Annotated in this window: 21 protein-coding genes; 7 read left to right on the top strand and 14 right to left on the bottom strand. The window is 69.5% G+C overall.

Translation table 11 applies throughout. The annotated features are described in order from the left end of the window. Nucleotides 1-9: 9 nt before the first annotated feature. The 3 genes from MLE64_RS13325 to MLE64_RS13315 form a co-directional block, all read right to left on the bottom strand. Nucleotides 10-585: an NTP transferase domain-containing protein gene (locus tag MLE64_RS13325; RefSeq protein WP_243318347.1), complete on the bottom strand. Its 576-nt coding sequence runs from the start codon at nucleotides 583-585 to the stop codon at nucleotides 10-12. Continuing rightward, on the bottom strand, nucleotides 582-1,628 hold the full coding sequence (moaA, locus tag MLE64_RS13320) for a GTP 3',8-cyclase MoaA (RefSeq protein WP_243318346.1): 1,047 nt from the start codon (nucleotides 1,626-1,628) through the stop codon (nucleotides 582-584). The genes MLE64_RS13325 and moaA overlap by 4 nt, the downstream gene beginning before the upstream one ends. Nucleotides 1,629-1,701: 73 nt before the next feature. After that, entirely contained in the window at nucleotides 1,702-4,758 is a 3,057-nt protein-coding gene (locus MLE64_RS13315) for a sensor histidine kinase (protein WP_243318345.1), read from the bottom strand. Nucleotides 4,759-4,832: 74 nt separating this feature from the next. On the opposite strand from MLE64_RS13315, the gene MLE64_RS13310 reads away from it, so the two are divergent. The 3 genes from MLE64_RS13310 (at nucleotide 4,833) to MLE64_RS13300 (ending at nucleotide 8,409) form a co-directional block, all read left to right on the top strand. Beyond that, a complete protein-coding gene (locus tag MLE64_RS13310; RefSeq protein WP_243318344.1) occupies nucleotides 4,833-5,612 on the top strand; it encodes a TatD family hydrolase in 780 nt (259 codons plus the stop codon). Beyond that, entirely contained in the window at nucleotides 5,588-6,283 is a 696-nt protein-coding gene (locus MLE64_RS13305) for a hypothetical protein (protein WP_243318343.1), read from the top strand. The genes MLE64_RS13310 and MLE64_RS13305 overlap by 25 nt, the downstream gene beginning before the upstream one ends. 101 nt (nucleotides 6,284-6,384) lie before the next feature. Continuing rightward, nucleotides 6,385-8,409, top strand: coding sequence for a DUF6600 domain-containing protein (locus MLE64_RS13300; RefSeq protein ID WP_243318342.1), 2,025 nt, complete (start codon nucleotides 6,385-6,387; stop codon nucleotides 8,407-8,409). Between the two features lie 64 nt (nucleotides 8,410-8,473). Here MLE64_RS13300 and MLE64_RS13295 read toward each other — a convergent pair whose 3' ends face one another. Further along, a complete protein-coding gene (locus MLE64_RS13295) occupies nucleotides 8,474-10,258 on the bottom strand; it encodes an acyl-CoA dehydrogenase family protein (RefSeq protein WP_243318341.1) in 1,785 nt (594 codons plus the stop codon). Between the two features lie 135 nt (nucleotides 10,259-10,393). Here MLE64_RS13295 and MLE64_RS13290 point away from each other — a divergent pair, with 135 nt between their 5' ends. Continuing rightward, nucleotides 10,394-11,086 carry a class I SAM-dependent methyltransferase gene (locus tag MLE64_RS13290; protein WP_243318340.1) on the top strand — a complete coding sequence of 231 codons (693 nt, stop codon included), beginning with the start codon at nucleotides 10,394-10,396 and terminating at the stop codon, nucleotides 11,084-11,086. On the opposite strand, the gene MLE64_RS13285 is transcribed toward MLE64_RS13290, so the two are convergent. The 7 genes from MLE64_RS13285 to pyrR all read right to left on the bottom strand — a co-directional run bounded on the left by MLE64_RS13285 (nucleotide 11,087) and on the right by pyrR (nucleotide 18,613). Continuing rightward, complete coding sequence (locus MLE64_RS13285) at nucleotides 11,087-12,832, bottom strand: acyl-CoA dehydrogenase family protein (RefSeq protein ID WP_243318339.1); 1,746 nt, start codon at nucleotides 12,830-12,832, stop codon at nucleotides 11,087-11,089. It lies immediately after the preceding gene. 82 nt (nucleotides 12,833-12,914) lie between these two features. Continuing rightward, complete coding sequence (locus tag MLE64_RS13280; protein ID WP_243318338.1) at nucleotides 12,915-13,463, bottom strand: AAA family ATPase; 549 nt, start codon at nucleotides 13,461-13,463, stop codon at nucleotides 12,915-12,917. Continuing rightward, entirely contained in the window at nucleotides 13,460-15,076 is a 1,617-nt protein-coding gene (locus MLE64_RS13275; protein WP_243318337.1) for a PAS domain S-box protein, read from the bottom strand. The genes MLE64_RS13280 and MLE64_RS13275 overlap by 4 nt, the downstream gene beginning before the upstream one ends. Nucleotides 15,077-15,085: 9 nt before the next feature. Continuing rightward, nucleotides 15,086-16,621, bottom strand: a complete 1,536-nt coding sequence (gene gpmI / locus MLE64_RS13270; protein WP_243318336.1) for a 2,3-bisphosphoglycerate-independent phosphoglycerate mutase — start codon at nucleotides 16,619-16,621, stop codon at nucleotides 15,086-15,088. Continuing rightward, on the bottom strand, nucleotides 16,618-17,112 hold the full coding sequence (locus MLE64_RS13265; RefSeq protein ID WP_243318334.1) for an ORF6N domain-containing protein: 495 nt from the start codon (nucleotides 17,110-17,112) through the stop codon (nucleotides 16,618-16,620). Before MLE64_RS13265 ends, gpmI begins: the two co-directional genes overlap by 4 nt. Continuing rightward, the gene (locus MLE64_RS13260) at nucleotides 17,112-18,071 is read right to left on the bottom strand and encodes an aspartate carbamoyltransferase catalytic subunit (protein ID WP_243318333.1); all 960 of its coding nucleotides are present in this window, start codon (nucleotides 18,069-18,071) and stop codon (nucleotides 17,112-17,114) included. Before MLE64_RS13260 ends, MLE64_RS13265 begins: the two co-directional genes overlap by 1 nt. Then, a complete protein-coding gene (gene pyrR / locus MLE64_RS13255; protein WP_243318332.1) occupies nucleotides 18,071-18,613 on the bottom strand; it encodes a bifunctional pyr operon transcriptional regulator/uracil phosphoribosyltransferase PyrR in 543 nt (180 codons plus the stop codon). The genes MLE64_RS13260 and pyrR overlap by 1 nt, the downstream gene beginning before the upstream one ends. 168 nt (nucleotides 18,614-18,781) lie before the next feature. On the opposite strand from pyrR, the gene MLE64_RS13250 reads away from it, so the two are divergent. Together MLE64_RS13250 and asnS are read left to right on the top strand one after the other, a co-directional pair. Continuing rightward, nucleotides 18,782-19,138 carry a response regulator gene (locus MLE64_RS13250; RefSeq protein WP_243318331.1) on the top strand — a complete coding sequence of 119 codons (357 nt, stop codon included), beginning with the start codon at nucleotides 18,782-18,784 and terminating at the stop codon, nucleotides 19,136-19,138. A gap of 330 nt (nucleotides 19,139-19,468) precedes the next feature. Beyond that, on the top strand, nucleotides 19,469-20,770 hold the full coding sequence (asnS, locus tag MLE64_RS13245) for an asparagine--tRNA ligase (protein WP_243318330.1): 1,302 nt from the start codon (nucleotides 19,469-19,471) through the stop codon (nucleotides 20,768-20,770). Nucleotides 20,771-21,050: 280 nt separating this feature from the next. Here the strand turns inward: asnS and MLE64_RS13240 are convergent, their stop codons facing one another. Then, nucleotides 21,051-21,320, bottom strand: a complete 270-nt coding sequence (locus MLE64_RS13240) for a DUF493 family protein (RefSeq protein ID WP_243318329.1) — start codon at nucleotides 21,318-21,320, stop codon at nucleotides 21,051-21,053. Between the two features lie 45 nt (nucleotides 21,321-21,365). On the opposite strand from MLE64_RS13240, the gene MLE64_RS13235 reads away from it, so the two are divergent. Then, entirely contained in the window at nucleotides 21,366-22,805 is a 1,440-nt protein-coding gene (locus MLE64_RS13235) for a pyridoxal phosphate-dependent decarboxylase family protein (RefSeq protein ID WP_243318328.1), read from the top strand. 323 nt (nucleotides 22,806-23,128) lie between these two features. Here MLE64_RS13235 and MLE64_RS13230 read toward each other — a convergent pair whose 3' ends face one another. Together MLE64_RS13230 and MLE64_RS13225 are read right to left on the bottom strand one after the other, a co-directional pair. Continuing rightward, a complete protein-coding gene (locus MLE64_RS13230; RefSeq protein WP_243286548.1) occupies nucleotides 23,129-23,404 on the bottom strand; it encodes an HU family DNA-binding protein in 276 nt (91 codons plus the stop codon). Nucleotides 23,405-23,453: 49 nt separating this feature from the next. Next, a complete protein-coding gene (locus tag MLE64_RS13225) occupies nucleotides 23,454-24,695 on the bottom strand; it encodes a type IV pilus twitching motility protein PilT (RefSeq protein ID WP_243294283.1) in 1,242 nt (413 codons plus the stop codon). Nucleotides 24,696-24,734 lie beyond the last annotated feature (39 nt).

Here is a 24,734-nt window from a genome sequence, read left to right as displayed (position 1 = left end):
GCCCTAGTCTTAGCTCTCATCCTCGAAGGCGCGCCGCTCTTCCGGCGTGTCCACGTCCAGCCACTCGGGGCCCTCGGCGGGCAGGACCAGGTGCGGGAGGGACTCCGCCAGGGCAATGAGCGAGCGGGACGTCGCGGCGGCGATGGCCGGGCGGAGCGCGCTGGCGACCCAGCCGCCCAGGGGCTGGAGGTGGCCGCGGTGGCGCGCCATCACCCATTGGAGGGCCCGGGGGTCAGCGGCCTCGGCGCGGCGGATCCAGTCCTCCAGGCGCTCCGGTGTCCAGCGCACCTGGTCGCAGGCCAGCACCCACCAGCGGCGGGCGGCAGGCGCCTCCCCCGCGGCCCAGGCCCGGAGGGCCGCGGCCGGACCCTCGCGGCGATCCTCCACCACCGCCAGGTCCGGGCGGTCGGGCAAAGGCTCCCCCAGCACCTGGATGGGCGCCCCGGGGAACACGGCTTCGAAGACCTGGACGAGGCGCGCCCCCCAGGAGCCGCCGGCCGGGTGGGCCAGGGCGTGCTTGGCCTCGCCCATCCTGCGGCCCTGGCCGCCGCTCAGGAGCAGCAGGCCGGCGCGCGTGGACCTCATCCACCCACCTGCCACATGCCGCTCGAGAGGACCGGGGCCTCCCCGCGGCGCATGGGGTGGCAATCCAGCTTCTCGGTGAGGGCCTGGCGGACGAGCCGCGCGAGATCCTCGTGCGAGGCGTGGTTCCGCAGGGGTTCCAGGAGATCCACGGGCCTGTTCCCGAAGAGGCAGGCCTTCAGCTCGCCGCGGCTGGTGAGCCGCACGCGGTTGCAGCGGTCGCAGAAGTCCGCGCTGAGGGTCGAGATGACGCCGACCTTGCCTTCGCTCCCCGCCAGCTTGAAGATCCGCGCAGGGCCTTCCTCCAGGCCCACCACCGGCTCTTCCTCCAGGGAGGTCCCGAGGCCTTCCTGGACGGCTTGCAGGATCTCGCCGGCGGGCATGAACTGGTCCCGCCCCCAGCCATTGCCCTGGTAGGGCATGAACTCGATGAAGCGCACCTGGATGCCCTCCGCCTGGGCCAGCCGGGCGAGGGGGGCGATCTGGTCTTCGTTCCAGCCCTTCAGGACCACCGCGTTCAGCTTGGTCTTGAGGCCCGCGGACCGGGCGGCCTCGATCCCGGCCAGCACGCGGGACAGGCCATCCTTGCGGGTGAGGCGCTCGAAGGAGCCGCGCTCCGCGGCGTCCAGGCTTACGTTCACGCCGCACAGGCCGGCGTCCCGCAGGCCCCGGGCCCGGCGGGCCAGGTGGATGCCGTTGGTGGTGAGGTGCACCCGGCCCTCCACCTCCGGGCTGATGCCCGCGACGATGGTCTCCAGATCCCGGCGCATCAGGGGCTCGCCGCCCGTGAGGCGCACCTTGCGGATGCCCAGGCTGGTGAAGACCTGGGCGATCTGCACCAGCTCGTTCCGGCTCATGGCCGGGGGTTCGGCGCGCTCCTGGGCTCCGGTCCTCGGCTTGCAGTAGACGCAGGCCAGGTTGCACTGCTCGGTCACTGAGATCCGCAGGTAGGTGATGGCCCGGCCCAGGCCATCCTTGAGGCCGTCCTTCAGCCTGAGCATCCGGGGGGGCTGGCTGTTCATCGGCATGGGGAAAGAGGGGGGCACAAAGTCTCCGGGTCCACCCAGGATGCGCGGAACGGCCCCGACGTGCCTGGGGTTTATGCCCTCGGTCACAGGGTCAGGATTCCTGCAGCGGGAGCTCCACCATGAAGCGGGCGCCCCGGCCGGGCTCGCTGTCGATCTTCATCTCGCCCCGGTGCGCGTCGATGAGGCTCCGGCAGATGAAGAGGCCGAGCCCCCATCCATGGGCGGCGTCGCCGGCCTGGGTCTGGCGGAAGGGCATGAGCAGCTCCTCGACCTTCGAGACATCCAGCCCGCGCCCGGTGTCCCAGACCTCGAGGCGCCAGATCCGGGCCTCCCAGTCCACTGAGGACCTGACGCCCACCGCGCCCCCCGCCGGGGTGAACTTGAGGGCGTTCTCGAAGAGGTTCAGCAGGATCTGGTGGAGGGTGGCCGTATCGGCGAGGATGTGCGCCCGCCCGGCGTCCGGGGAGACCTCGAGGTGGAAGGTGAGGCCCCTGGCCTCGGCCTTCAGGCGCAGCACATCCTCGAAGCCCTCGGTGACCTCGGAGGGGACCGTGGGCACCAGCTTGAGGCTCTGCAGCAACGCCTCGGAGCGGCTCTGGTCCAGGAGGTTCCGCAGGAGCGTCTCGATGCGGTTCGCCTCCCGCTCCATCACGTCGAGCAGGTTCAGGTTGGCGCGGGGGATCAGCTCGCGCAGGCGGTCCAGGGTGAGGAGGATGGTGGTGAGGGGCGAGCGGAGGTCGTGCGTGACCATGTCCAGCAGCTTCAGCCGGCTTTCGAGGCTGCGCTTGATCTGCTGGTGGGCGTGCTCCAGGGCGCGGTTCTGCCGGTCCAGCATGAGAGTCCGGTTCTCGATGGTCTCCTCGAGCTCGCGGGAGCGCATGGCGAGGCTGTGGCCGCGCCACCAGAGCACCCAGGCGAGCAGGCCGATCAGGGCCAGGGCGATCAGCCCCCGCATCAGCCAGCGCTCGTACCAGGCGGGACGGACTTCGATGGAGACCGGCGCCGCCTCGGCCCAGGTCACGCCATCGCTGGAGGCGCGCAGGTAGAACTCGTAGTGGCCCGCCCGGAGGTTCCGGTACTGGAGCGTGAGGCCCTGGTTCACGGGCTGCCAGCCGTCGTCCACGCCCTGGAGGCAGGCCTGGTAGTGGAGCTGGGAGGGCACCAGCGGGTCGCCGGTGTCGAAGCTGAGGTCCAGATAATCCGGGCGCGGGGGGACGGTCGCTTCGTCCGGAAGCGCCTGGGAACCCCCGGGCCACCGCACGTCGAGAAGGGTGGGGGGCCGCAGGGGCGTGTTGTGGAACGCCAGGGCGTCCTGCAGGATGCAGACGCCCCCGATCATGCCGATCCACAGGCGGCCCTTGGAATCCAGCAGGAAGCCGTCGTGGTTGGTCTCCTCGGAGATCAGGCCCTGGCTGCGGCTCAGGTGGTGGAGGTTCCGACCCTCCAGCAGGGTCACGCCCTTGTTGTGGCCGAAGGCCATGTGCCCGCGTCCCACGTCGGCGATGAAATTGATCCCCTCGTCCGGCAGGCCCTCGTTGAGCCCGAAGCTCGTCCACAGGTCGTCCCGCCACAGATGGAGGCCCTTCATGGTCCCGATCCAGAGCCGTCCCCGGGAATCGATGGCCATGGCCGTGACGGTGGAACTGGCGAAGGGCGCGTCGGGGAAGGCCCGCTGGAGCTTTCCACCGGCCAGTTCCCACAGCCCGTAGCCCGTGGCCAGCAGGAGGCGGCCCTGGTACCGCAGGATGTTCGAGACGGTCTCGTTGCCGGCCTCGGGGGGCAGGCGGTGGTGGGCCAGCAGGCGCCCCTGGCCATCCAGCTCGAACAGGCCCTGGTCGGTGCCCGCCAGGATGCCGGAGCCGTTCTTCACCAGGGTCAGCACCGCCGCCTTGGACATCTGCGCCGGGCCCGCGGGCGACACCCGGCCGTTCCTCCAGCGGGCGAGGCCGCGATCCGTGCCCACCCAGGCACCGCCGGCGCCATCGGCGAGCATGCCCCATGTCTCCGTGGCGGGGAGGCCGTCGCGCTGGGTCCAGTGGGCGGTGATGTTGCGGCCATCCTCGACCAGGTAGACGCCGGTGCTGGCGGCGAGGAGGTACCTCTGGGGATCGAGCTCGAGGATGCCCGAGACCGCGGCCAGATCCTTGCCCAGGATCACGCTGGAGCTGTCGAGGGTCAGCAGCTCCGGCAGCGCCTGGGCCGCCAGCCCGTCGCCGTCGGAACCGACCCAGAGCACGCCTCGGTGGTCGCGCATGGCGACGAAGATCCGGTCCCGGGGAAGGCCGGTGTCGGAGGTGAGGATGCGGGTGCGCCCATCGGGTTCCCGCACCATCACGCCATCGCCGCCCAGGGAGATCTGGAACCCCTCGCCCTGGGCATTGAACCGGAGGCTGACCATGCGGGGAACGCGGGGAAGACCGGTCAGCGGCTCGTTCACCCACCGGCCCCGGTCCATGCGGAGCAGCGCGCCGTCGAGCAGCACCCAGGCCTGTCCGCGGACATCCACCTGGAGGTCGCGGACCCGGCCGCCTGGATGCTTGGGGGACAGGGAATACATGCGGAGGCCCTGCGGGTCCCAGCGGGCCACGGCGCCGTCCTTGCCGAGGATCCAGATGCCCTTGGCGTGGTCCCGGGCCAGGCGCCGGATCGGTCCACCGGGCCAGGGCGCCGGCAGCTGGACCGGAAGGAACTTCCCCTCCTCCAGCCGGAACAGCCCCTGGCGGTTGCCCACCAGGACGCGATCCCGGTCATCCAGGCCGAGGGCCAGACCCTCGAAGACGCCTTCTCCTTCGGGGAGGCCGTAGTTCAGGACCGTGTCGCCGCGGATCTCGGAGACCCCTTCCTGGCTGCCCACCCAGATGCTTCCGGAGGGGGATTCCATGAGGGCGTAGATGAACAGGGCCTTGAGTCCCTGCGGCGCCGCGAAGGTCCGGAAGCCCGAGGCGCCCAGCCGGGCGACGCCACCGGTGTTGGTGCCCACCCACAGGAATCCGTGCTGGTCCTCGATCAGCGCCGTCACCTGGCTCTGCGGCAGGCCATCCCGCAGCCCGAAACGCCGGAACGCGGGCTGCTGTCCCGCCAGGGGCAGGATGGCTCCGACCAGTCCCAGCCAGAGCCAGGCGATGAATACGAGGGGTGTTGAGCGCATGAAACCGAGGCCAAGAGAGTCATCGGCGCGGAAGCGCGCAACGTGATTCTTGGATGGCATGGGACTATGAAAGCATGCTTGTGGACGCCCACTGCCATCTCACGGGAACCCACCTGGCCGAGGGCCAGGTGGAGGCCACCCTGGCCCGGGCACGTGCGGAGGGGGTAACCGGCTTCATCGCCGTTGGCACCGATTTGGAGGATTCCCGCGCGGTGCTCGACCTCGCGCGGCGCCTTCCAGGCGTCCAGGCCAGCCTGGGCGTGCATCCCCACGAGGCCAAGACGTGGTCTCAGGATACGGAACCGGCCCTGGCGGCCCTGGCGGCCGACCCCGCCGTGCGCTTTGTGGGCGAGACGGGCCTGGACTGGCATTACGACCTGAGCCCCAGGGACGAGCAGGAGGCGGTGTTCCGCGCCCAGATCCGCCTGGCGAAGGCGCTTCGGAAGCCCCTCATGATCCACACCCGTTCGGCTCCCGAGGCCACGCTGAGGATCCTGGAAGAGGAGGGCGCCGACGCCGTGCGGGGCATCATCCACTGTTTCAGCGAGGACCGGCCCTTCGCCGCGAAGGCCCTGGACCTGGGCTTCTACCTGAGCTTCTCGGGCATCGCCACGTTCAGGAAGGCCGAGGCGGTGCGGGACGTGGCGGCCTGGGCCCCGGCGGACCGCATCCTGGTGGAGACGGACGCGCCCTTCCTGGCGCCGGTCCCCTACCGGGGCAAGCCGAATGAACCGGGCTTCGTGCGCTTCACCGCCGAGGCCGTGGCCGGCCTGCGCGGGATCTCCTCCCTGAAGCTGGCTGAACTGACCACCCGTAACCTGGAGGCCCTGTGCGGCTGGGCGCCCTCTTCCTGACCGGCGCGGCACTGGCCGCCGCCACCCCTCAGCTTCCTCCCGCCGCCGCCCTGGGAGCGCAGAGCCACCCGCGCCTGCCCTGGGAGCAGGCCTCCCCCCTTGCCTGGCAGGCGGAACCCTGGGCACCGCCGGCGGATGTACCGGGCGTTCCCGCGGCCTCGCAGGGACCCATGACCGTTCACCTGAGCGGGGACGGCACCCTGCGGGTCAGCGACGCCCGGGGCCTGATCCTCCTACAGGCGGGGCTGCCCGGGCGACCCCTGCGGGCCTGGCGGGATGGCGGCGTGCCGCTCGCCTCGGCCTGGGGCGTCTGGGGCTTTCCCACGGATTCCCCGCTAACCCAGGGGCTGGGCGGGCTCCGCTGGGCCGCCGATGACTTCCGCCCCTTCCTGCGGGGCCTGCTCTGGGTGCTGGAGGACGGCGAAGGCTTCCTGACCGTGGTGCATCCCGCCACGGCCCGGGTCGTCCATCTGCCCCTGCCGCCGGGGCGCGACCTGCGGATCCGGTTCCTCCCGGATCGCCTCGAGGTGGCCGCCGGGGACGTGGAGAAGGGCGCCCCGCGCCAGTGGTCCATCCCCTGGATGGGCCTGCTGCCGAGGCTGGCGGCCCTGGGACCCCATGCCGAAGCTCCCAAGCTGGGCACGGCCCTGGCTCCCTTCCCCAAGGATTGAAAACCTGAAAAGAGTCGGGCTTTCAAAACTGGCACGCCCCTGGCTCAGTAGCCCCCGGAACCGACCCTATGGGAGTCGGCATCCAATCCAGCGGAGGTCCCATGAACGCGTCCTTCACCCATTCCCGTTACGCCGCGGCCCTGTTGCTTCCTGCCGCCCTCCTCAGCGCCGCTCCGCAGGCCGCCAATCAGAATCCGGTGGACGATGAAACCTACCAGGGCGAGGCTCCTGAACGCTATGCCATGGTCCGGGCCCTGGAAGGCGAAGTCCACATCCGCAAGGGTGACGTGGACGAGACCCTGAGCCGCGGCACGCCCGTCGGAGAGGGCGATGTCGTGGAAAGCCGCGGTCGTGGCGTTCTGCAACTGGGCGATGGCACCCGCATCGCCTTCGGAGGCGCCACCCGGTTCACCGTTGCGGCCCTCTTCACCAATCAGAAGGGTGAGAAGCAGGTGTTGCTGCGCCTGGACTACGGCCGGATGCGCGTGCTGCTGGGCGGCCAGTCCGATGCGCGCTTCCGGGTGGACACGCCTTCTGGCACGGCCACCTGCTTCGACAGCGGCTCCTTCACCATCGAGGCCGAGCGTGACAACGTGGTGCGGCTCAAGGTCCACAGCGGCCGCGTCTCCTTCGCCAACGAGCGGGACGAGAACCGGATCGCCGCCGGCGAGCGCCTGACCGTGTACAGCCCCCAGGACCGCCTGGACCGCATCCGCGACTTCAACACTTATGACGGCGACGACTTCGACCGCTGGAGCGAGCGGGCCGTGGTCATCCGGCGCGGCGAGAGCTGGGACCGGGTGCCCCCGGAGATCCGCTACTACGCCGACGAGCTGGACGACCACGGCCGCTGGGTCCACTCCGACGAGTTCGGCTGGGTCTGGCAGCCGGCCGGCGTGGCCGAGGACTGGCGGCCCTACTACGATGGCCGCTGGGCGCCCTACTCCGGCGGCATGACCTGGGTTTCCGACGAGCCCTGGGCCTACGTGGCCTACCACCACGGCCGCTGGCACTGGAGCCTCGGCGTGGGCTGGTTCTGGATCCCCGGCATCTACTACAGTCCCGCCTGGGTCGCCTGGAACTACACGCCGGGCTACTACGGCTGGGCGCCCCTGGGCTACTACAACACCCCCTGCCACTGGGGCTATGGCGCCTGGGGCGGCGGCTACGCCTGGAACGTGGTGTCCGTGAACTACATCAATGTCGTGAACGTCCGCGGGCGCATCTACTCCGACGCCAACGTCCTCCGGACATTCAACGGCCCCACCGGCGGTACCACCTGGACCGGTGGCGGCCGGGACCTCCGGGCGCCCTGGCAGCGGTCCCCGCTGGTGGTGTCTCCGACCGAGTTCCGCAACCCGGCCCAGATCCAGCCAGTCTTCCAGCGCGACGTGAACCGCCAGCGCCTCGCGGCTTATGAGCGCCAGGCCCAGGCCACCACCGGCCGGACCATCATCCGCCGGGAGCTGCCCCCCGCCGCGGCCGGGGCCCGACCGGGCACCGCTGGTACCGCTGGCGCCCCCGGGGCTCCGGGAGCGGCCGTAACCCGCGTGCCCTTCGAGGACCGCGGCCGGAGGGTCCAGCAGGGCGCCGATCGCCCCGCCGCCTCCCCCCGCGAACGGGGCTTCGAGGATCGGCCGAGGGACCGGGCGCGCGAGCTGCCCGCCACCCAGGACCGCAAGGCTGATCCCGCTCCCAGGGAGCGCGGTGCGGACCCCCGCGGACGCACGGAGGATCGGCGCCAGGAGCCCGTCACGCGGGAACGCCCTGCGGAACCCAGGCCCCGCGTGGAGGAACGGCGCCAGGACCCCCAGCCCCGGGAATCCCAGCCTCGGGAAACCCAGCCCCGGGAACGCGGCTACGAGTCCCGCCCTTCCGCCCCGGACCGCCGCCCGGAGGCCGCCCCCCGGGAGCGCCCCGCGGAACCCCGGCCTCGGATCGAGCGCGAGGAACGCCGCCCGGACCCTTCGCCTCGGCCCGCAGAGCGGGAGTCCCGCCCCGCGCCGCGGGTCGATCCGCCCCGAGAAGAACGCCGAGAGTCGGCTCCCGAGTCCCGCCCCACCCAGGCGCCCTCCCGGCCTTCCGGCGGTGAAGGACGGGGCGGCGGCCGCGAGGTCCGGCGCTGAACCGACATCCTGAATGCAGAATGGGCCCCGATGGGGCCCATTCCGTGTCTGCCGCTACGCTGGTTCAGATGACTTCGACCGGGTAGCAGCCTTTCTGAATCAGCTCGCTGGCGATGCGGCCCCGCAGGCGAGCGCTGCTGGTGGGGTGGAACTCGGTGAAGGCCTTCACGCCCGCCAGGGCGTGGCGCAGAGCCTCGCCCTCGACCACGTCCGCGCAGAGCATGCGGGCGTCCCCGTGGACCTTGTGCCAGCTCTCGTTGACGTAGAGCTCGGTCATGTCGCGGGCGATCTGGGCCCAGCGGTGGCCAGACTCCACCATGCGCTCGGCGCGCACCACGGCGCTCTCCATGGCGTAGATCTCCATGAGCATGTTGCTCATGCGGGCCATGACCTCCTGGTTGTCCACGAGCTTCTGGCCCAGCACCTGCACCGCCAGGCCCGCGGCCAGCATGCACTGGCGCTTGCTGAGCTCCACGCCGTGCTTGAGGCGGGCCAGGGGGCCCGTGAAGCTCTCGGCCTTGATGGGATTGGAGATCTCCTTGGCCACCTGCTGGCCGAACTGCATGAGGGGCAGCTCGCCCTTCATGGCGCGCTTGAGCAGCGTGCCGGCGATGAGGAGGCGGTTGATCTCGTTGGTGCCCTCGAAGATGCGGTTGATGCGGCAGTCGCGCTGGGCCTTCTCGGGCGGGTACTCGGCGCTGAACCCGTAGCCGCCGAAGGCCTGCACGGCCTCGTCCGCCACGTTGAACAGGGCCTCGCTGGCCCACACCTTCGAGATGCTGCACTCGATGGCGTACTCGTCGATGGCGGCCATCTTGTCGGCGCCGGCCGTGGGGCTGTCCCAGCTGGTGGCATGAAGGGCGTCGTCCAGGTAGCCGATGGTGCGGAAGTTCAAGGCCTCGGCCACGAAGATCTTGGTGGCCATATCCGCGAGCTTCTGCTGGATGAGCCCGAAAGAGTTGATGGGCTTGCCGAACTGGAAGCGCTCGCCGGTGTACTTGATCGTGTACTCCAGGATCCGCTTCATGCCGCCCTGGCTGCCCACGCCCAGCTTGAACCGGCCGATGTTCAGGATGCCGAAGGCAATCTTGTGGCCCTTGCCGATCTCACCCAGCAGGCGGTCCTTGGGGATGCGGCAGTTCTCGAGGATGACGGTGCGGGTGGAGCTGCCCTTGATGCCCATCTTCTTCTCTTCGGCGCCGGTGCTCACGCCGGGATCCGTCTTCTCGACGATGAAGGCGCTGAAGTCCTTGCCGTCCACCTTCGCGAAGATCACGAAGACATCGGCGAAGCCGGCGTTGGTGATCCACATCTTGGTGCCGTTCAGCACCCAGGTGTCCCCGTCCAGCACGGCCGTGGCCTTTGCTCCGAGTGCGTCGGAACCACTGCCGGCCTCGGTCAGCGCGTAGGCCGCCAGCCACTCGCCGGTGGCCAGCTTGGGCAGGTAGGCCTTCTTCTGGGCCTCGGTGCCGAAGTACACGATGGGCAGGGTGCCGATACCCGTGTTGGCGCTGTAGCTCACCGCGAAGCTGCCCTGCTTGCTCATCTCCTCGAGCACGAGCATGGCGGTGCGCTTGTCCACGTCCATGCCCTCGTAGGCCTCGGGGATCTCCAGGCCCAGCAGGCCCAGCTCGCCGGCCTTCTTCATGAGCTCGATGGTGAGGGGGAGGTCGAGCTTGTCGATGGCCTCGTCCTTGGGGATGACCTCGCCCTCGATGAAGTCCCGGGCGGCCCGGGCGAACTCCTTGGCGTCATCGCCGAATTCCTCGGCGGTGAACTGGGGCAGCGCCCCAATGGGGGTCAACAGGAAACTGCCTCCCTTGACCTGCTCTGCAGCGGCGGTGCTCATCTCTGTCCTCCAGATTGGGGTAGGGACCACGATGGGGGCCCGCAGGGCTCTTGGCTAGCCTCTACCCTCGGTCAACGCCTGGGATACCTCAGGTAGGTCCCCTCTCTGGTTCAATGGAGGTTCCCAGGAGGTTGGATGCCGGAAGGCCGTCATGTGCAGCAGATGTTTTCGGCCATCGCCGGGAAGTACGACCTCCTGAACCACGTGCTGTCGGGCGGCGTGGACTTCTGGTGGTGGTGGCGCATGGCCCGCCGCGCCGGGGCCGCGCCGGGGAAGCGCTTCCTGGACGTGGCAGCCGGTACCGGGGATTCCAGCGTGGCCCTGGCCCGTCGCGGCGCCGAGGTGGTGAGCACGGACTTCACCCACGCCATGCTGCGCCTGGGACCGGCCAAGTTCCGGCGCAAGGGCCTGGCGGACCGGATCTGGGCCTCCAGCGACGCGGATGCCCAGCGGCTGCCCTTCAAGGACTCCACTTTCGACGGGATCACCATCTGCTACGGCATCCGCAACGTGGAGGTCCGGCCCCTGGCCTACGGGGAGTTCCTGCGGGTGCTGAGGCCCGGCGGTCAGCTCACCATCCTGGAGTTCAGCACGCCGGTGGTGCCTGGGCTGAAGGCAGTCTACGACTGGTACAGCCTGCGGGTGCTGCCCCGCATCGGCGCCTGGATCAGCGGCGACGCCTCGGCCTACACCTACCTCCCCGAGAGCATCCGCGGCTTCCCGGACCAGCGGGCCCTGGCCGCCGAGCTGGAGACCGCGGGCTTCCGGCAGGTGGGCTGGACGAACCTCACGGGCGGCATCGCCGCCCTGCACACGGGGATTCGCTAGCTATCCGATGGGGTAGCGCCCCTGGTCCATGAGGGCCAGGGCGATGCGGTTCCGCAGGACGGAGAGGGGCGCCGGGGCCGGGGCGCGCATGGCGAGCAGGTCCGCCATGAGGGCGTCCAGGGCCGCGCCGGAGGCCAGCTCGCCCGCCAGCATGCGGGCTTCGGACTGGACGCGGTTCCAGGCCTCCTGGGCGTAGACCTCGGCCAGGTCCCGGGCCAGGGGGGCCCAGCGGTGGCCGGCGGCGGCCATCTTCCCCGCCCGCACCGCGGCGGACTCCATGGCGTAGAGCTCCACCAGCAGGTTCGCGATGTGGGCCGCGGCCTCCTGGTTGTCGAGGATCTTCGGCCCCTGCTCGGCCTGGGCCCGGGCGATGACCTTCAGGGCACGGGCCTTGGCCAGGGCCACGGTGGCCAGGAGGGGATCCGCGGGCAGGTCCAGGTCCGCCGCCGCGGCCTCGGCCAGGGGCAGCCCCTCCGTGCCGCCGCAGCGCTTGAGGAAGGTGCCGGCGACGAGGAGGCGGTTGATCTCGTTGGTGCCCTCGAAGATGCGGTTGATGCGGCAGTCCCGGTAGATCTTCTCGGCCGGGTACTCGGCGCTGAAGCCCGCCCCGCCGAAGGTCTGGAGGGCGTCGTCGGCCGTGGCGAAGAGGGCCTCGCTGCCCCAGACCTTGGCCATGGAGGCCTCCACCGAATACTCCTCGATGGCCTTCATTTTGTCGGCGCCGCCGGTCTCGCTCTCCCAGCTGGTGTGGGCCAGGGCCTCGTCCAGGTAGCCGATGGTGCGGAAGTTCATGCTCTCGCCCACGAAGATCCGCACAGCCATGTTGGCCAGCTTCTGCTGGATGAGGCCGAAGGCGGTGAGGGGCTTGCCGAACTGGGTGCGCTCCCCGGCGTATTTCAGGGTGTATTCCAGTACCCGCTTGCCGGCCCCGGCGGAGCTGGCGCCCAGCTTGAAGCGGCCCACGTTCAGGATGCCGAAGGCGATGCGGGCGCCCTTGCCCTTGCCGCCCAGGATGCGGTCTGCGGGGATGCGGCAGTTGTCGAGGATGACGGTGCGGGTGGAGCTGCCCTTGATGCCCAGCTTCTTCTCCTCGGCGCCGGTGCTCACGCCGGGGTCGGTCTTCTCGACGATGAAGGCGCTGAGGTGGGTGCCGTTGACCTTGGCGAACACCACGAAAACATCCGCGAAGCCGGCGTTGGTGATCCAGGCCTTGGTGCCGTTCAGCACCCAGTGGCCATCCTCCAGCACGGCCGTGGCTTTGGCGCCGAGGGCGTCGGAGCCGCTGCCGGCCTCGGTCAGCGCGTAGGCCGCCACCCATTCGCCGCTGGCCAGCCTGGGCAGGTACTTCGCCTTCTGCGCGTGGTTGCCGAAGTAGACGATGGGCAGGGTGCCGATGCTGGTGTGGGCGCCATAGCTGGTGGAGAAGCTGGCCTGCTTGGCCATCTCCTCCAGCACCAGGAGGGCGGTCTTCTTGTCCAGATCCAGGCCGCCGTAGGCTTCGGGGATCTCGATGCCGAGGATGCCCAGCTCACCGGCCTTGCGCAGCAACTCGCGGTTCAGCTCCAGGTCCAGGTGATCGATCTCCTCGTCGCGCGGCATGACCTCGCCGCTGACGAAGTCGCGGGCGGCCTCGGCGATGGCGAGGGCCTCCTCGCTGCTCTCCTCGGCGGTGAACTGGGGCAGGGTGCCCGCGGGGTGGAACATGAAACTGCCGCCGCGCACGGACAGGATGCTGGTCTCGGCCATAACGGACCTCCCGACCTCCTGATCATCTACCCGGAGTCAGGGGCCCTCCAGGCAGGAATGGGGGACCTGGGTCACATTCTCCCTAAAACAGCCGTTTCTGGCCCTTGGGATGGCTCAGGACGACCTCCTTGACCCGATGGATCCAGCCCGGCCGATCCTTGGGATCCAGGCGCTCGTGGACTAGGTTCCGCTCGTCCAGGAGCCGGTCCACCAGCTTGTCGATGGACTCGGCGAAGAACGTGTCCGTGTCGCGCACGCCATCCGCCGCCAGGTGGCCGGAGAAGGGGACCTTGAAGAGCAGGTCGTAGCTCTTCATCCAGTGGTGCATGAAGCGCTCGATGGCGAGCTGGCGGCCGAAGGCCAGCATCATGTAGGCGTAGTTGTCCAGCACGCTGCGGTCGCACACCACGACATCATGCTGGCTGCCGGACCGGATCTCCTCCGCCATCTGCGTGAAGAAGATCCAGGTCTGGGCTTCCAGCGAGGTCTTCTGGTTGATGGGCAGGGGCGAGAGGCGCGCCACCTCCTTCACGATGTCCACGTGGACGCCGTCCCGCTTGAGGGCCGCGGCCAGCTCGTAGCAGAGGGTGGTCTTCCCCACGCCGTGGGTGCCGATGAAGGCGATCTTCAAAGCTCGTCCCCTTCCGTCCTCTGGGCGCGGCGCGCCTGGATCTCTTCCCGAAACTTCTGGGCGCACTCGGGGCAGACGCCGTGGGTGAAGGTGGCTTCGGTGTGCTCGGACAGGTAGGTCTCGATCTGGCTCCAGTAGCCGTGATCGTCGCGTACCTTCTTGCAGTTGCTGCAGATGGGCAGCATGCCGCTGAGCTGCTTCACGTCGGCCAGCGCATGGGTGAGGTCCTGGATCAGGCGCTCGCGCTCCACCTCCAGGCGCTTGCGTTCGGTGATGTCCCGGGTGACGCCCTGGAAGCCGAGCAGGCGGCCCTCCTTGCTCCAGACGATTCGCCACTGGGCTTCCACCTGGATCTCCCGGCCATCCTTGCGCGTCACGGCCGACTGGAGCAGGTCCTGCTCGAAGGGCTGGGAGCCGGGGGGAAGCTGGCGCGCCTTGTCCATCCGTTCCCGGAAGATCTCGCTGCCCTTTCGGGAGAGGGCCCGGTTCTCGGGGGCGAGCGCCATGAACTCCTCGGGCGTCCAGCCGCGCTGGCGGAGGATGGATGGGCTGACGTAGGTGAGGCGGCCATCCGGATCCATGGACCAGATGACATCCGTGGCGTTCTCGGCCAGCAGGCGGTAGCGGGCCTCCTGGGCGACCAGGCGCTCCTGGTCCGCCAGTTGCCGGATCCAGGAGGCCCGGGCCTGCCAGCCCAGGGCCAGGGTGAGGGCGGCCAGGCCCAGGACCGAGGCCACCGCGAAGATGACTTGGTGGCGCCAGATCCGGAGGTACTCCGATTCCGCCAGGCCCACCAGGATGAAAAACCGGGGATCGTCGGTGCGGCGCAGGGTGTAGATGCGGCGGGTGCCATCCAGGATCGAGCGCTCGGAGAAGTGGTAGGTGGTGGCCCCGCTTCGTACGGCCTCAAGATAGGCCCCCTGGATCTGGGTCTCGCCGGTCATCCGCTGCTGGCCTTCGAAGTCGGGATAGCGGGCCAGGAGGCTCAGGTCCGCGCCCCGCAGGGAGACCGATCCATGCCGGCCCACGTCCAGCCGGGACATGGCCCGGGCCAGCTGTTCGGTGGGGAGCTGGGCGAAGACCACGCCCGTGAACTGCCCGTCTTCGCGGACCACCCGGCGGGCCAGCACGATGACCCAGGCGCCCGAGGAGCTCCGCACGGGCGGCGAGATGACCAGATCGTCGCCGGTCCCGGCCCTGAGCCTGAGGAAGAAGGGCTGGTCGCCCACGCTCCGTCCGGCCCCGGCCGGAGCCGCGTGGAGGACCCTCCCCTCGGCGTCGGCCATCTGGAGGGAGGCGAGCAGCTCCACCCGTCGGAACTGCGTCAGGACCAGAGGCCCCAGCCGCCGATGGGTGGGGTCGTGGCGCTCCTCATCCCGGACTGCCTGGAGGGCCAGGTCGATGCGCTGGATGGTGTCCGCCACATTGTCTTCCAGGACCTCTGCGAGGTTCCGGGTGGCCGACTCCGCGCGCTCCACCTGGTGGCGGCGGTTCATTGTCAGCAGCCATACTGCGGCGACCAGGGCCACCAGGTTGAACAGGCCCAGCAGCGCCCCCATGGCCTTGATGAAGGTCGGAGGCGTGAGCCGGGGAGGACGCAGCTGATCCGTCATGCGGTTTCGTCAGAACAGGCTCTTCCCGTCCATGACCTCGGGCTGGGAGAGGCCGAACAGCTTCAGGAGGGTGGGGGCCACGTCGTTCAGGGCGCCGCCGCCGCGGAGCTGCCGGGCCTCGAAACCCTGGGCCACGAGGACCGCGGGGACCGGATTCAGGGTGTGCGAGGTGTGGGGGTTGCCGCCTTCGTCGCGCATGCACTCGCAGTTGCCGTGGTCGGCGGTGATGAAGAGGGCCCCGCCCGCGGCCAGGGTGGCATCCACGATGCGGCCCACGGCGGCGTCCACCGCCTCACAGGCCGTGATGGCGGCCTTCAGGTCGCCCGTGTGGCCGATCATGTCGGGGTTGGCCAGGTTGCAGACCAGGAACCGGTACTGGCCGGAGCGGATGGCGGCCTCGAGCCCCTGGCTCACGTCCGGCAGGCTCATCTCCGGCAGCAGGTCGTAGGTGGCCACCTTGGGGGAGGGCACCAGGCGCCGCTCCTCGCCCTCGAAGGGCGCCTCCCGGCCGCCGTTGAAGAAGTAGGTGACGTGGGCGTACTTCTCCGTCTCCGCCGTGCGGAACTGCTTCCAGCCCTGCGCGCTGACGAGCTCGCCCAGGATGTGCTCGAGGCTCTGGGGCGGGTAGGCCACGGATACGTACGGATCCAGCTCGATGTCGTAGGCCGTGAAGGTGACCAGCTTCACCGCCGGACGGTGTTTCGGCGCGAAGCCCTTGAATCCCGGATGGACGAGGGCATGGCACATCTGGCGGGCTCGGTCGGCCCGGAAGTTGAACCACAGCACGCCGTCGCCGTCGGCGATGGGGTGGAACGTGTCTAGCTTCGTGGGGGCCACGAACTCGTCCGTCTCGCCCCGGCCGTAGGCGGCCTGGATGGCGGCCAGGGCGTCCGGCGCGGCCTGGGGGGCCTCGCCGTCCACGTAGAGCTTCCAGGCCTGCTCGGTGCGCTCCCAGCGCTGGTCGCGATCCATGGCCGTGTAGCGCCCGCAGACGGAACCAATGGTGACCAAGGGGGTGTTCCGCAACTGGAAGGTCAGCCACTGGAGGTAGCCGTCGGCGCTCTTCTGGCCCGTGTCCCGGCCGTCCGTGATGGCGTGGATGGTGGTGGGCACGCCTTCGGCCTGGGCCCACTGGGCCAGGGCCACGAGGTGGTTCTGGTGGCTGTGGACACCGCCGTCGCTCACCAGACCCATGAGATGCAGGCGCTTTCCGGAGGTCTTGAGGCTGGCCAGCAAGGCGCCCATGGCCGCGTTCTCCCGGAAGGTGCCTCGCCGGATGGCGGCGTCGATGCGGGTGAGTTCCTGCCAGACCACCCGGCCCGCGCCCAGGTTCATGTGCCCCACTTCCGAGTTGCCGAACTGCCCGTCGGGCAGGCCCACGGCCTCGCCGCTCGTGAAGAGCTGGGTGGTGGCGTAGGTCTTCCGCAACTCATTGAAGAGCGGCATGGCCGCCACGAAGGTGGCGTCGAAGGCGTTCCTCGGCCCGTCGCCGAAGCCGTCAAGGATGAGGAGGGTGATGGGGCCGGGGATCATGGCGGGCTTCATCCCTTCTTTCTGTCGCGCTGCTGGGTCTTCAGCCCATGGGGCAGGTCTTCTTCGTTGACGAAGCCGATGGGCCGCTGCTTCGGGGCGCCTTCGACTTCCTCGCCCTGGATGACCTTGATGAGCGTGTCCAGCTTCTGCTCCAGGGCCGTGACGCGCAGGGACAGCTCGGCTTGGGCGGTGATCACGTGGCGGGCCTCGGCGAAGGCGGGCAGGAGCTTGAGCAGGGCCGGCTCGTGGCCGGGCACCAGGCCCGCCAGAAGAGCCGCCCCGGCCTCGGTGAAGGCCAGCACAGGCGCGTCCGGGATGCGCTGGCGCTCTTCGGCGGTCAGGTGGAAAACCAGGGCCTCTGGGAAGCGGTCGGGCTGGGTGGTCACCAGAGCCGCCAGGGCCTTGGTCTCCAGCCCCAGTTGATCCGCCAGGGCTTGGTCCGGCAGGGCCGCGGCATCACGGACCCAGAGCAGGCGGGAGAGGATTTCGACGGGGGCGGCCATCAGGGCACCTGCTCTCCGTGGGGATGGGACAGCAGGTAGAGGACGGCCATGCGGACGGGCACGCCGTTGGTGACCTGGTCGAGGATGAGGTTGTTGGGGCCGTCGGCCACGTCGCTGGTGATCTCCAGGCCTCGGTTGATGGGGCCCGGGTGGAGCACCACCACGTCCTTCTTCGCCTGCTTCATGCGCGCCGGGTTGAGCTGGAAGAAGCGGCTGTACTCGCCCTGGCCGGGGATGTAGGCGCCGGTGCCGCGCTCGAACTGGGCCCGGAGCATCATGATGGCGTCCTGCTCGGGGATCACGGCGTCGAAGTCATGGCTGATCTTGATGCCGGGCCAGGTGGCAGCCATCTCCTGAGGCACCAGGGTGGGCGGTCCCACCAGGGTGACCTTGGCGCCCATGCGGGTGAGCAGCCAGAGGTTGGAGCGCACCACGCGGCTGTTGCGGATGTCGCCCACGATGGCCACCCGCAGGCCCTCCAGGCTGCCGAAGTGCTTCCGCAGGGTGTAGGCGTCCAGCAGGGCCTGGGTGGGGTGCTCGTGGGCGCCGTCGCCGGCGTTCACGATGCTGGCCTTCATGTGCCTGGACAGGAGGGCGTGGGCCCCGGGGGCGCTGTGGCGCATGACGATGAGGTCCGGGTGCATGGCCTCCAGATTCATGGCCGTGTCGATGAGCGTCTCGCCCTTGTTCAGGCTGCTGGTGTCTGCGTCGAAGTTGATGATCTCCGCCGAGAGGCGCTTCTCGGCGATCTCGAAGCTGTTGCGGGTGCGGGTGCTGTTCTCGAAGAACAGGTTCACCACCAGCTTCTTGCGCAGGGCCGGCACGATCTTGATGCTGGGACGCTCACAGACCTCCTCGAAGGCCCGGGCCTGGTCGAGGATCGCCGTGATGTCCTGCGGGCTGAGGGGCTCGATGCCCAGCAGGTGCTTATGGGGAAAGACGTAGCGTTCGGACGTCATCAGCAGGCCTCCACGGTCACGCCGTCTTCACCATCGATTTCCTTCAGCCGCACGGCCACCCGGTGGCCCGGCGGCACCTCCACCCGCAGGCCAGCCAGATCGGCCTGGATGGGCAGCTCGCGGCCGCTGCGGTCCGCCAGCACCAGCAGCATCACCCGGCGGGGCCGGCCGTGGTCCAGCAGGGCGTCCAGCGCCGCCCGAACCGTGCGGCCCGTGTAGAGCACATCGTCCACCAGCACCACCGTGCGCTCCTTCAGGGTGAAGGGGATCTCCGTGGGCCGGACGATGGGGCTGCCCACCATCTCCGTGAGATCGTCCCGGTAGAGGGTGATGTCCAGGGCGCCCACGGGAACCGCGGCCCCGGTGGCGGCGCGGAGGTGGGTGGCCAGACGCTCGGCCAGGGGCAGGCCCCGGGAGCGGATGCCCAGGAGGACGACTTCCTCCTCGGGGCGGAGGCGGGTCACCAGGTCTGCGGCCAGCCGCCGGAGGGTGGCGTCCATCTGGCCGGGGTCCATGGGGCAGGGGCCTTGGGCTTCGGGCATGGAACCTCCGGGGTGCGCCCCCGCGGGGCGCGCGCACGGGACCCAGTCTATCCCAGCCCGATCCCGGACCGGGGGCCGCTGGGGCCAGATTTGACGACGTTCCAAACCGTTCTGATTGGGAGACAATGCCGGGAGCGCCCCGGGCGCCTCCCCTTCCCTGGAGCCTCCGTGAAGATCCTCGTGGTGGACGATTCCCCGACCATGCGGCGCATCATCATCGGCAACCTCTCCCGTCTGGGGCATACGGACGTGGTGGAGGGCGAAAACGGCCGGTCCGGGCTGGAGCAGCTGGATCGGGGCGGGGTGGACCTCATCATCACCGACTGGGACATGCCGGAGATGGACGGGATCGCGTTCGCCCGGGCCGTGCGGGGCCGGGGCGCTAGCATGCCCATCCTCATGGTCACCACGCACGCCGCCACCCAGGACATCGTCCAGGCCCTCGAGGCCGGCGTGAGCACCTACGTGGTGAAGCCGTTCACGCAGGAATCGCTCAGGGAGAAGATCGACTCCTTGTTGGGCTAGGGCCTGTTTTCAACGTGGGGCGTGGCCGCGCAAGGGGCGCCGCCCAAGCGAGGCAAGGAAAGTGACGAAGGCGATGGTGGGTCCATCGTCGAGGAGCTTGACGCAGCATCGCGCCGGGCGCCGCCCCTTGCCCTCCGGGACGCTGACCAGCCGCACCCCTGGCTGCGTTGCCGGCCTCGAACGATGTCCCGCATCGCCCTTCGGCCGTCGCCTTGCCATGAGCGCGGCTGGGCAGCGTCGCGGCGGCGTCCCACTTTGAAAACAGGCCCTGGGGCCCTGGAGCCGGCTCCTTTCCCCGGGCACAATAGAGGTTTAGGCCCAGGAGCCCCCGTGAGCAGCCAGCCCTTCACCGAAGTCCGATTCCTCGCCGGCCAGGTCGGCGAGACTGTCCGGCTGCGGGGCTGGGTCCGCAATGCCCGCACCAGCAAGACCCGCTTCATCGAGCTGCGGGACGGCTCCGGCTTCGTCCAGTGCGTCGTCGGCGCCGCCGAGGTGGACCCCGAGAGCTACGAGTTGGCCGGGAAGCTCACGCAGGAATCCTCCATCATCGTGACCGGAGTCGTCCAGCAGCACCCCAAGACTGGCCAACCGGAGCTGCTGGTGAAGTCGCTGGAGCTCGTCGGCGGCAGCGTGGACTTCCCCATCACCCCCAAGGAGCACGGTACCGAGTTCCTCATGGAGAACCGGCACCTCTGGCTGCGCAGCAAGCGCCAGTGGGCCATCCTCCGCATCCGCCACACCCTGGTGAAGGGCATTCGCGACTTCTTTGACGGCGACGGCTTCACGCTGCTGGACGCGCCCATCCTCACGCCCAGCGCCTGCGAGGGCACCAGCACGCTGTTCGGCACCGAGTACTTCCACGAGGGCACGGCCTTCCTCAGCCAGTCGGGCCAGCTCTACCAGGAGCCCGGCATCGCCGCCTTCGGCAAGGTCTACTGCTTCGGCCCCACCTTCCGCGCCGAGAAGAGCAAGACCCGCCGCCACCTCACCGAGTTCTGGATGGTGGAGCCCGAAGTGGCCTTCGCCCATCTGGACGACGTGATGGCGCTCGGCGAGCGCATGACCAAGTTCCTCATCCAGCGCGTGCTGGAGGGCCGCCAGGAGGAGCTGAAGATCCTCGAGCGCGACACGGCGCCCCTGGAGACGGCCCTGAACACCACCTTCGACCGCATGACCTACACCGAGGCCGTGGAGAAGCTGAAGACGCTCGGCAGCGACATCAACTGGGGCGAGGACTTCGGCAATGATGACGAGACCATGCTCATGAACGCCACGGACAAGCCGCTGTGGGTGCATCGCTTCCCGAAAGCCTTCAAGGCCTTCTACATGGAACCGGACCCTCTCGATCCCCGCCTGGCCCTGGGCGCCGACCTGCTGGCCCCCGAGGGCTACGGCGAGGTCATTGGCGGCGGCGAGCGCGCCACCAGCCTCCAGTACCTCCTAGACCAGATCGAGCATGAGGGCCTCAGTCGCGCCGACTACGAGTGGTACCTGGACGTCCGCAAGTACGGCAGCGTCCCCCACGCCGGCTTCGGCATGGGCCTCGAGCGCGCCGTGGCGTGGATCTGCAAGCTGCCGCATGTGAGGGAGACCATCCCTTATCCCCGCATGATGGGTACGCTCAGGCCGTAGCGCTCGGCCACGACACCGCTCGTTCCTCGCGGACGGCAGCCTCCGCAGGACTTGGCCCTGCTCCGACTCGGGCCGGCGGGACCCCGCTTCCTCCCTCGCCGCATGCACGGGAGACCATTCCGTATCCCCGCATGATGGGGACGTTGAGGCCGTAGGCCTCAGTCCTCAGTCCTCAGTCTTCAGTGGAATAAGGATGCGGCCTTCCGGCCGCGTTCTTGTTTTCAGGCGCGGGCGCTGCCCACGCCACCGAGGTCTGAGGACTGACCCCTGAGGACTGCCCTCACAACTGCATGACCACGCCAGGAAGCTTCTGGATCGCCTCCCGCAGGGGCGTCTCGGCTTGGCTGTGGGGCAGGGTGACCCAGAAGGTGTAGCTGATGAAGGCGCCCTTGCAGGCGGCGGTGTGCTGCTCGTCGCCGTCGGCCTGGGGCCCCAGGTGGGCGAGGATCAGCTCCATGACCATGTCGGGGCGCAGTTCCTCCAGGCGCCCGATGATCTTCATGGGGATGCGGTTGGGGTAGGTGACTTCGGGGCGGCGGCAAGCTTCCATGACGTCATTGTACCCCTTGGTAGGCTGGAGGGTCGGAGGCCCCCCGTGCTGGATCGTCTGAAGGACCTGGAAGCGCAGTCGCGGCTGCTGGACCCCGGAGCGGAGGCGCGGGCGGCGCTGTGGGAGGCGGCCCGGGGCTATGCCGAGGGATTCCTCGGGGCCCTGCCGGAGGCCCCTGCGTTCGTGGAGAAGGACCGGCCTGGGGCCGGCCTGGCGGACTTCCCCATCCCCGAGGCGGGGCGCCCCTTCCCCCAGGTGCTGAGCGCCTTGGGCGAGCACGTGGATGGCGTGGGGGCCAACGGGGCCTCCGGCCGCCACCTGGCCTTCATCCCGCCCTCCTCCCTCTTCACGGGAGCCCTGGGCGACCTGCTGGCGGCCCTCACCAACCGCTATGCGGCCTACTTCTTCGCGGGGCCCGGCGCCGTGCGGATGGAGAACCAGGTTCTCGGCTGGCTGGCCCGGGAGATGGGCCTGCCCGAGGGCAGCTCGGGCAACCTGGCCGCGGGGGGCAGCATGGCCCACCTGGTGGGCGTCTGCACGGCCCGGGAGGCTGCGGGCCTCAAGGCGGCGGATTATCCGAAGGCCTGTGTGTACCTGTCGGACCAGGCCCACCACTGCCTCGTGAAGGCCCTTCGCGTCGCCGGCATGGGCGAGGCGCTCGTGCGGGAGATCCCCACGGATGCCTATTTCCGCCTGCGGCCCGAGGTCCTGGAGGCCGCCATCCAGGCAGACCTGCGGGCCGGGCTACGCCCCTGGCTGCTGGTACCCACCGCCGGCACCACCAACACGGGGGCCGTGGACCCGCTGGAAGCCTGCGCAGACCTGGCCGTCCGCCACGGCCTCTGGATGCACACGGACGGTGCCTACGGGGCCTCCTTCGCTCTGACGGACCTGGGGAAGGCCGCTCTCCGGGGCCTGGAGCGCAGCGACAGCCTGGTGCTGGACCCCCACAAGGGCCTCTTCGCGCCCCTGGGCCTGGGGGCCCTGCTGACGCGGCACCTGGAGCCCCTGCGGCGAGCCCACGCCTTCCAGGCGGACTACCTGCCCTCGCCGCCGGAGGACCTGGAGGAACTGAGCCCCTCGGAGACCACCCTCGAATTCAGCAAGCACGCCCGGGCCCTGCGCCTGTGGCTGCCCCTCCAGGTGCATGGCGTGGCGGCCTTCCGCGCCGCCCTGGAGGAGAAGCTCCTCCTGGCCCGGTACGCCTACGAGCGGCTCCAGGGCATGACCGGCGTGGATCCGGGGCCCGCGCCCCAACTCAGCGTCCTGGCCTTCCGGTTCCTGCCCAGGGCCGGCGACGCCAATGCCTTCAACCAGGCCCTGCTGCAGCGCCTGACGGCCGAGGGCCGGGTCTTCCTCAGCGGCACCAAGCTGAACGGCGCCTTCCACTTGCGCCTGGCCATCCTCGCCGCCCGCACCCACAAGGACCAAGTGGACGAAGCCCTGGACCGCCTCCAGGCTGCGGCTTCCGAGCTGGTTGGATAGACCCTCGCTGATCTGCAGACACTGGCGGTTCGGGCCTTCAAATGTCTCCACGAAGGGCACGAAGCGAAAACCGAGGGCACGAAGGTCTGTTCCGGGGCTTCGGCACGGGGCATCCGGGCCTGCCGCCCACGGGCGCGCGGGAGCGCGACCGGCTTTGCGGGCGGCGGCCCCAGGCGGCTTTGAAGGGCCGCCATGGTTGTCGCTCGCAAAGGGATGCCGAAGGTGTGTCGAGACCCATTCGTGGTCTGTGTGAGCCCGCAGGGTGCCTTCGTGTCCTTCGTGGTGATCTTTTTCTGCCCCCAGGGGCTACACCGGAAGGCGGCCTACCCGACCTCGATCTCCCGCAGGTCCTTTCCCGGCTTGAAGCGGATGCTCTTGCCCTTGGGGATCTGGACGCTGGCGCCGGTCTTGATGTTCCGGCCCATGCCGCGCTTGCGGGGACGGGGCTCGAAGACGCCGAAGCCCCGGATCTCGATGCGGTGCCCGTTCAGGAGGGCGTCCTTGAGGCGCTCCGTGAGGAGGTCCACCACCTGGAGGGCGGTGGCGCGGGAGCAGGGATGAACCTTCATCAGCGAATTGGCGATGTCGATCTTGATCATCGGCGACCTCGGTTCGGGGGTGGGAGAGCCAGGATAAGGGGAAGGGCGGTCAGCGTGCCAGGGTGATTTTCACGTCGGTGCCCGGAGGCATGGCCATGGGCATGCCCGGGGCGGGGGGCTGGACCTGGGGCGGGGCCGACGGCGCGCCGGATTCCCGGCCTCCGCCCTGGGCGATGGACATGCCGCGCTCCATGTTGGCCCGGGCCATGTCCGCCGTGGCCATGACGCCTTCGAGCCGCAGCTTGAACTCGCCCACGTTGGTGGCGCGCAGCAGGGCCTCCTCCTCGGTGATGAGACCCTGGCGCAGCAGGAAGTAGAGGCTCTGGTCGAAGGTCTGCATGCCGTACTGGGCCGTGCCCGCGGCGATGACGTCCTTCAGCATCTTGGTCTTGTCCTTGTCCTCGATGCAGGTGCGGACGGTCTCGGTGGCCACCATGACCTCCACGGCGGGCACACGGCCCTGGCCGTCGGCCCGGGGCACCAGGCGCTGGGAGATGATGCCCTTGAGCACAGCCGCCATCTGGAGGCGGATCTGCTTCTGGTGGTGGGGCGGGAACACGGAGATGACGCGGTTGATGGTCTCCGTGGCATCCAGGGTGTGCAGGGTGCTGAAGACCAGATGGCCTGTCTCGGCGGCGTGCAGGGCCGTCTCGATGGTCTCCAGGTCGCGCATCTCACCCACGAGGATCACGTCCGGGTCCTGGCGGAGGGCGGCGCGCAGGGCCGTGGCGAAGGTCTTGCAGTCCGCCTCCACCTCGCGCTGGTTCACGATGCTGAGGTTGTCCCGGTGCAGGTACTCGATGGGGTCCTCGATGGTGAGGATGTGCTCGGACCGGGTGGCGTTGATGAGGTCGATCATGGCGGCCAGGGTCGTGGACTTGCCCGATCCCGTGGTGCCCGTCACCAGCACGAGACCGCGCTGCTCCTGGCAGATGGTCTTGAGGACCTTGGGGAGCATCAGGTCGTCGATGGTGTAGATCTTCCGGGGGATCACGCGGAGGACGAGGCCCACGGTGCCGCGCTGGTTGAAGATGTTGCAGCGGAATCGGCCGAGGCTCGGAACGGAATAGGCGATGTCGAGGTCGAGGTTCTCCTTGAACTTCGCCTTCTGCTTGTCGCTGGCCATGATGGCGTAGGCCATGGCGATGGTGTCCTCCTGCACCAGGCGCTTGAACTGCGTCATGGGCGTGAGTTTTCCCTTGATGCGGGCGATGGGGTGGTTGCCGACCTTGAGGTGGAGGTCGCTGGCGCCCTGCTCGCAGACCACGGTGAGCAGTTCGTTGATATGCATGGGGTTCTCCCGAGGAGGGTCCGCTTATCTTAGACCCCT

It is taken from the genome of Geothrix paludis, assembly GCF_022808815.1.
In the GTDB taxonomy this organism is placed as follows: domain Bacteria; phylum Acidobacteriota; class Holophagae; order Holophagales; family Holophagaceae; genus Geothrix; species Geothrix paludis.
This window is presented reverse-complemented; position numbering and strand designations above follow the sequence as displayed.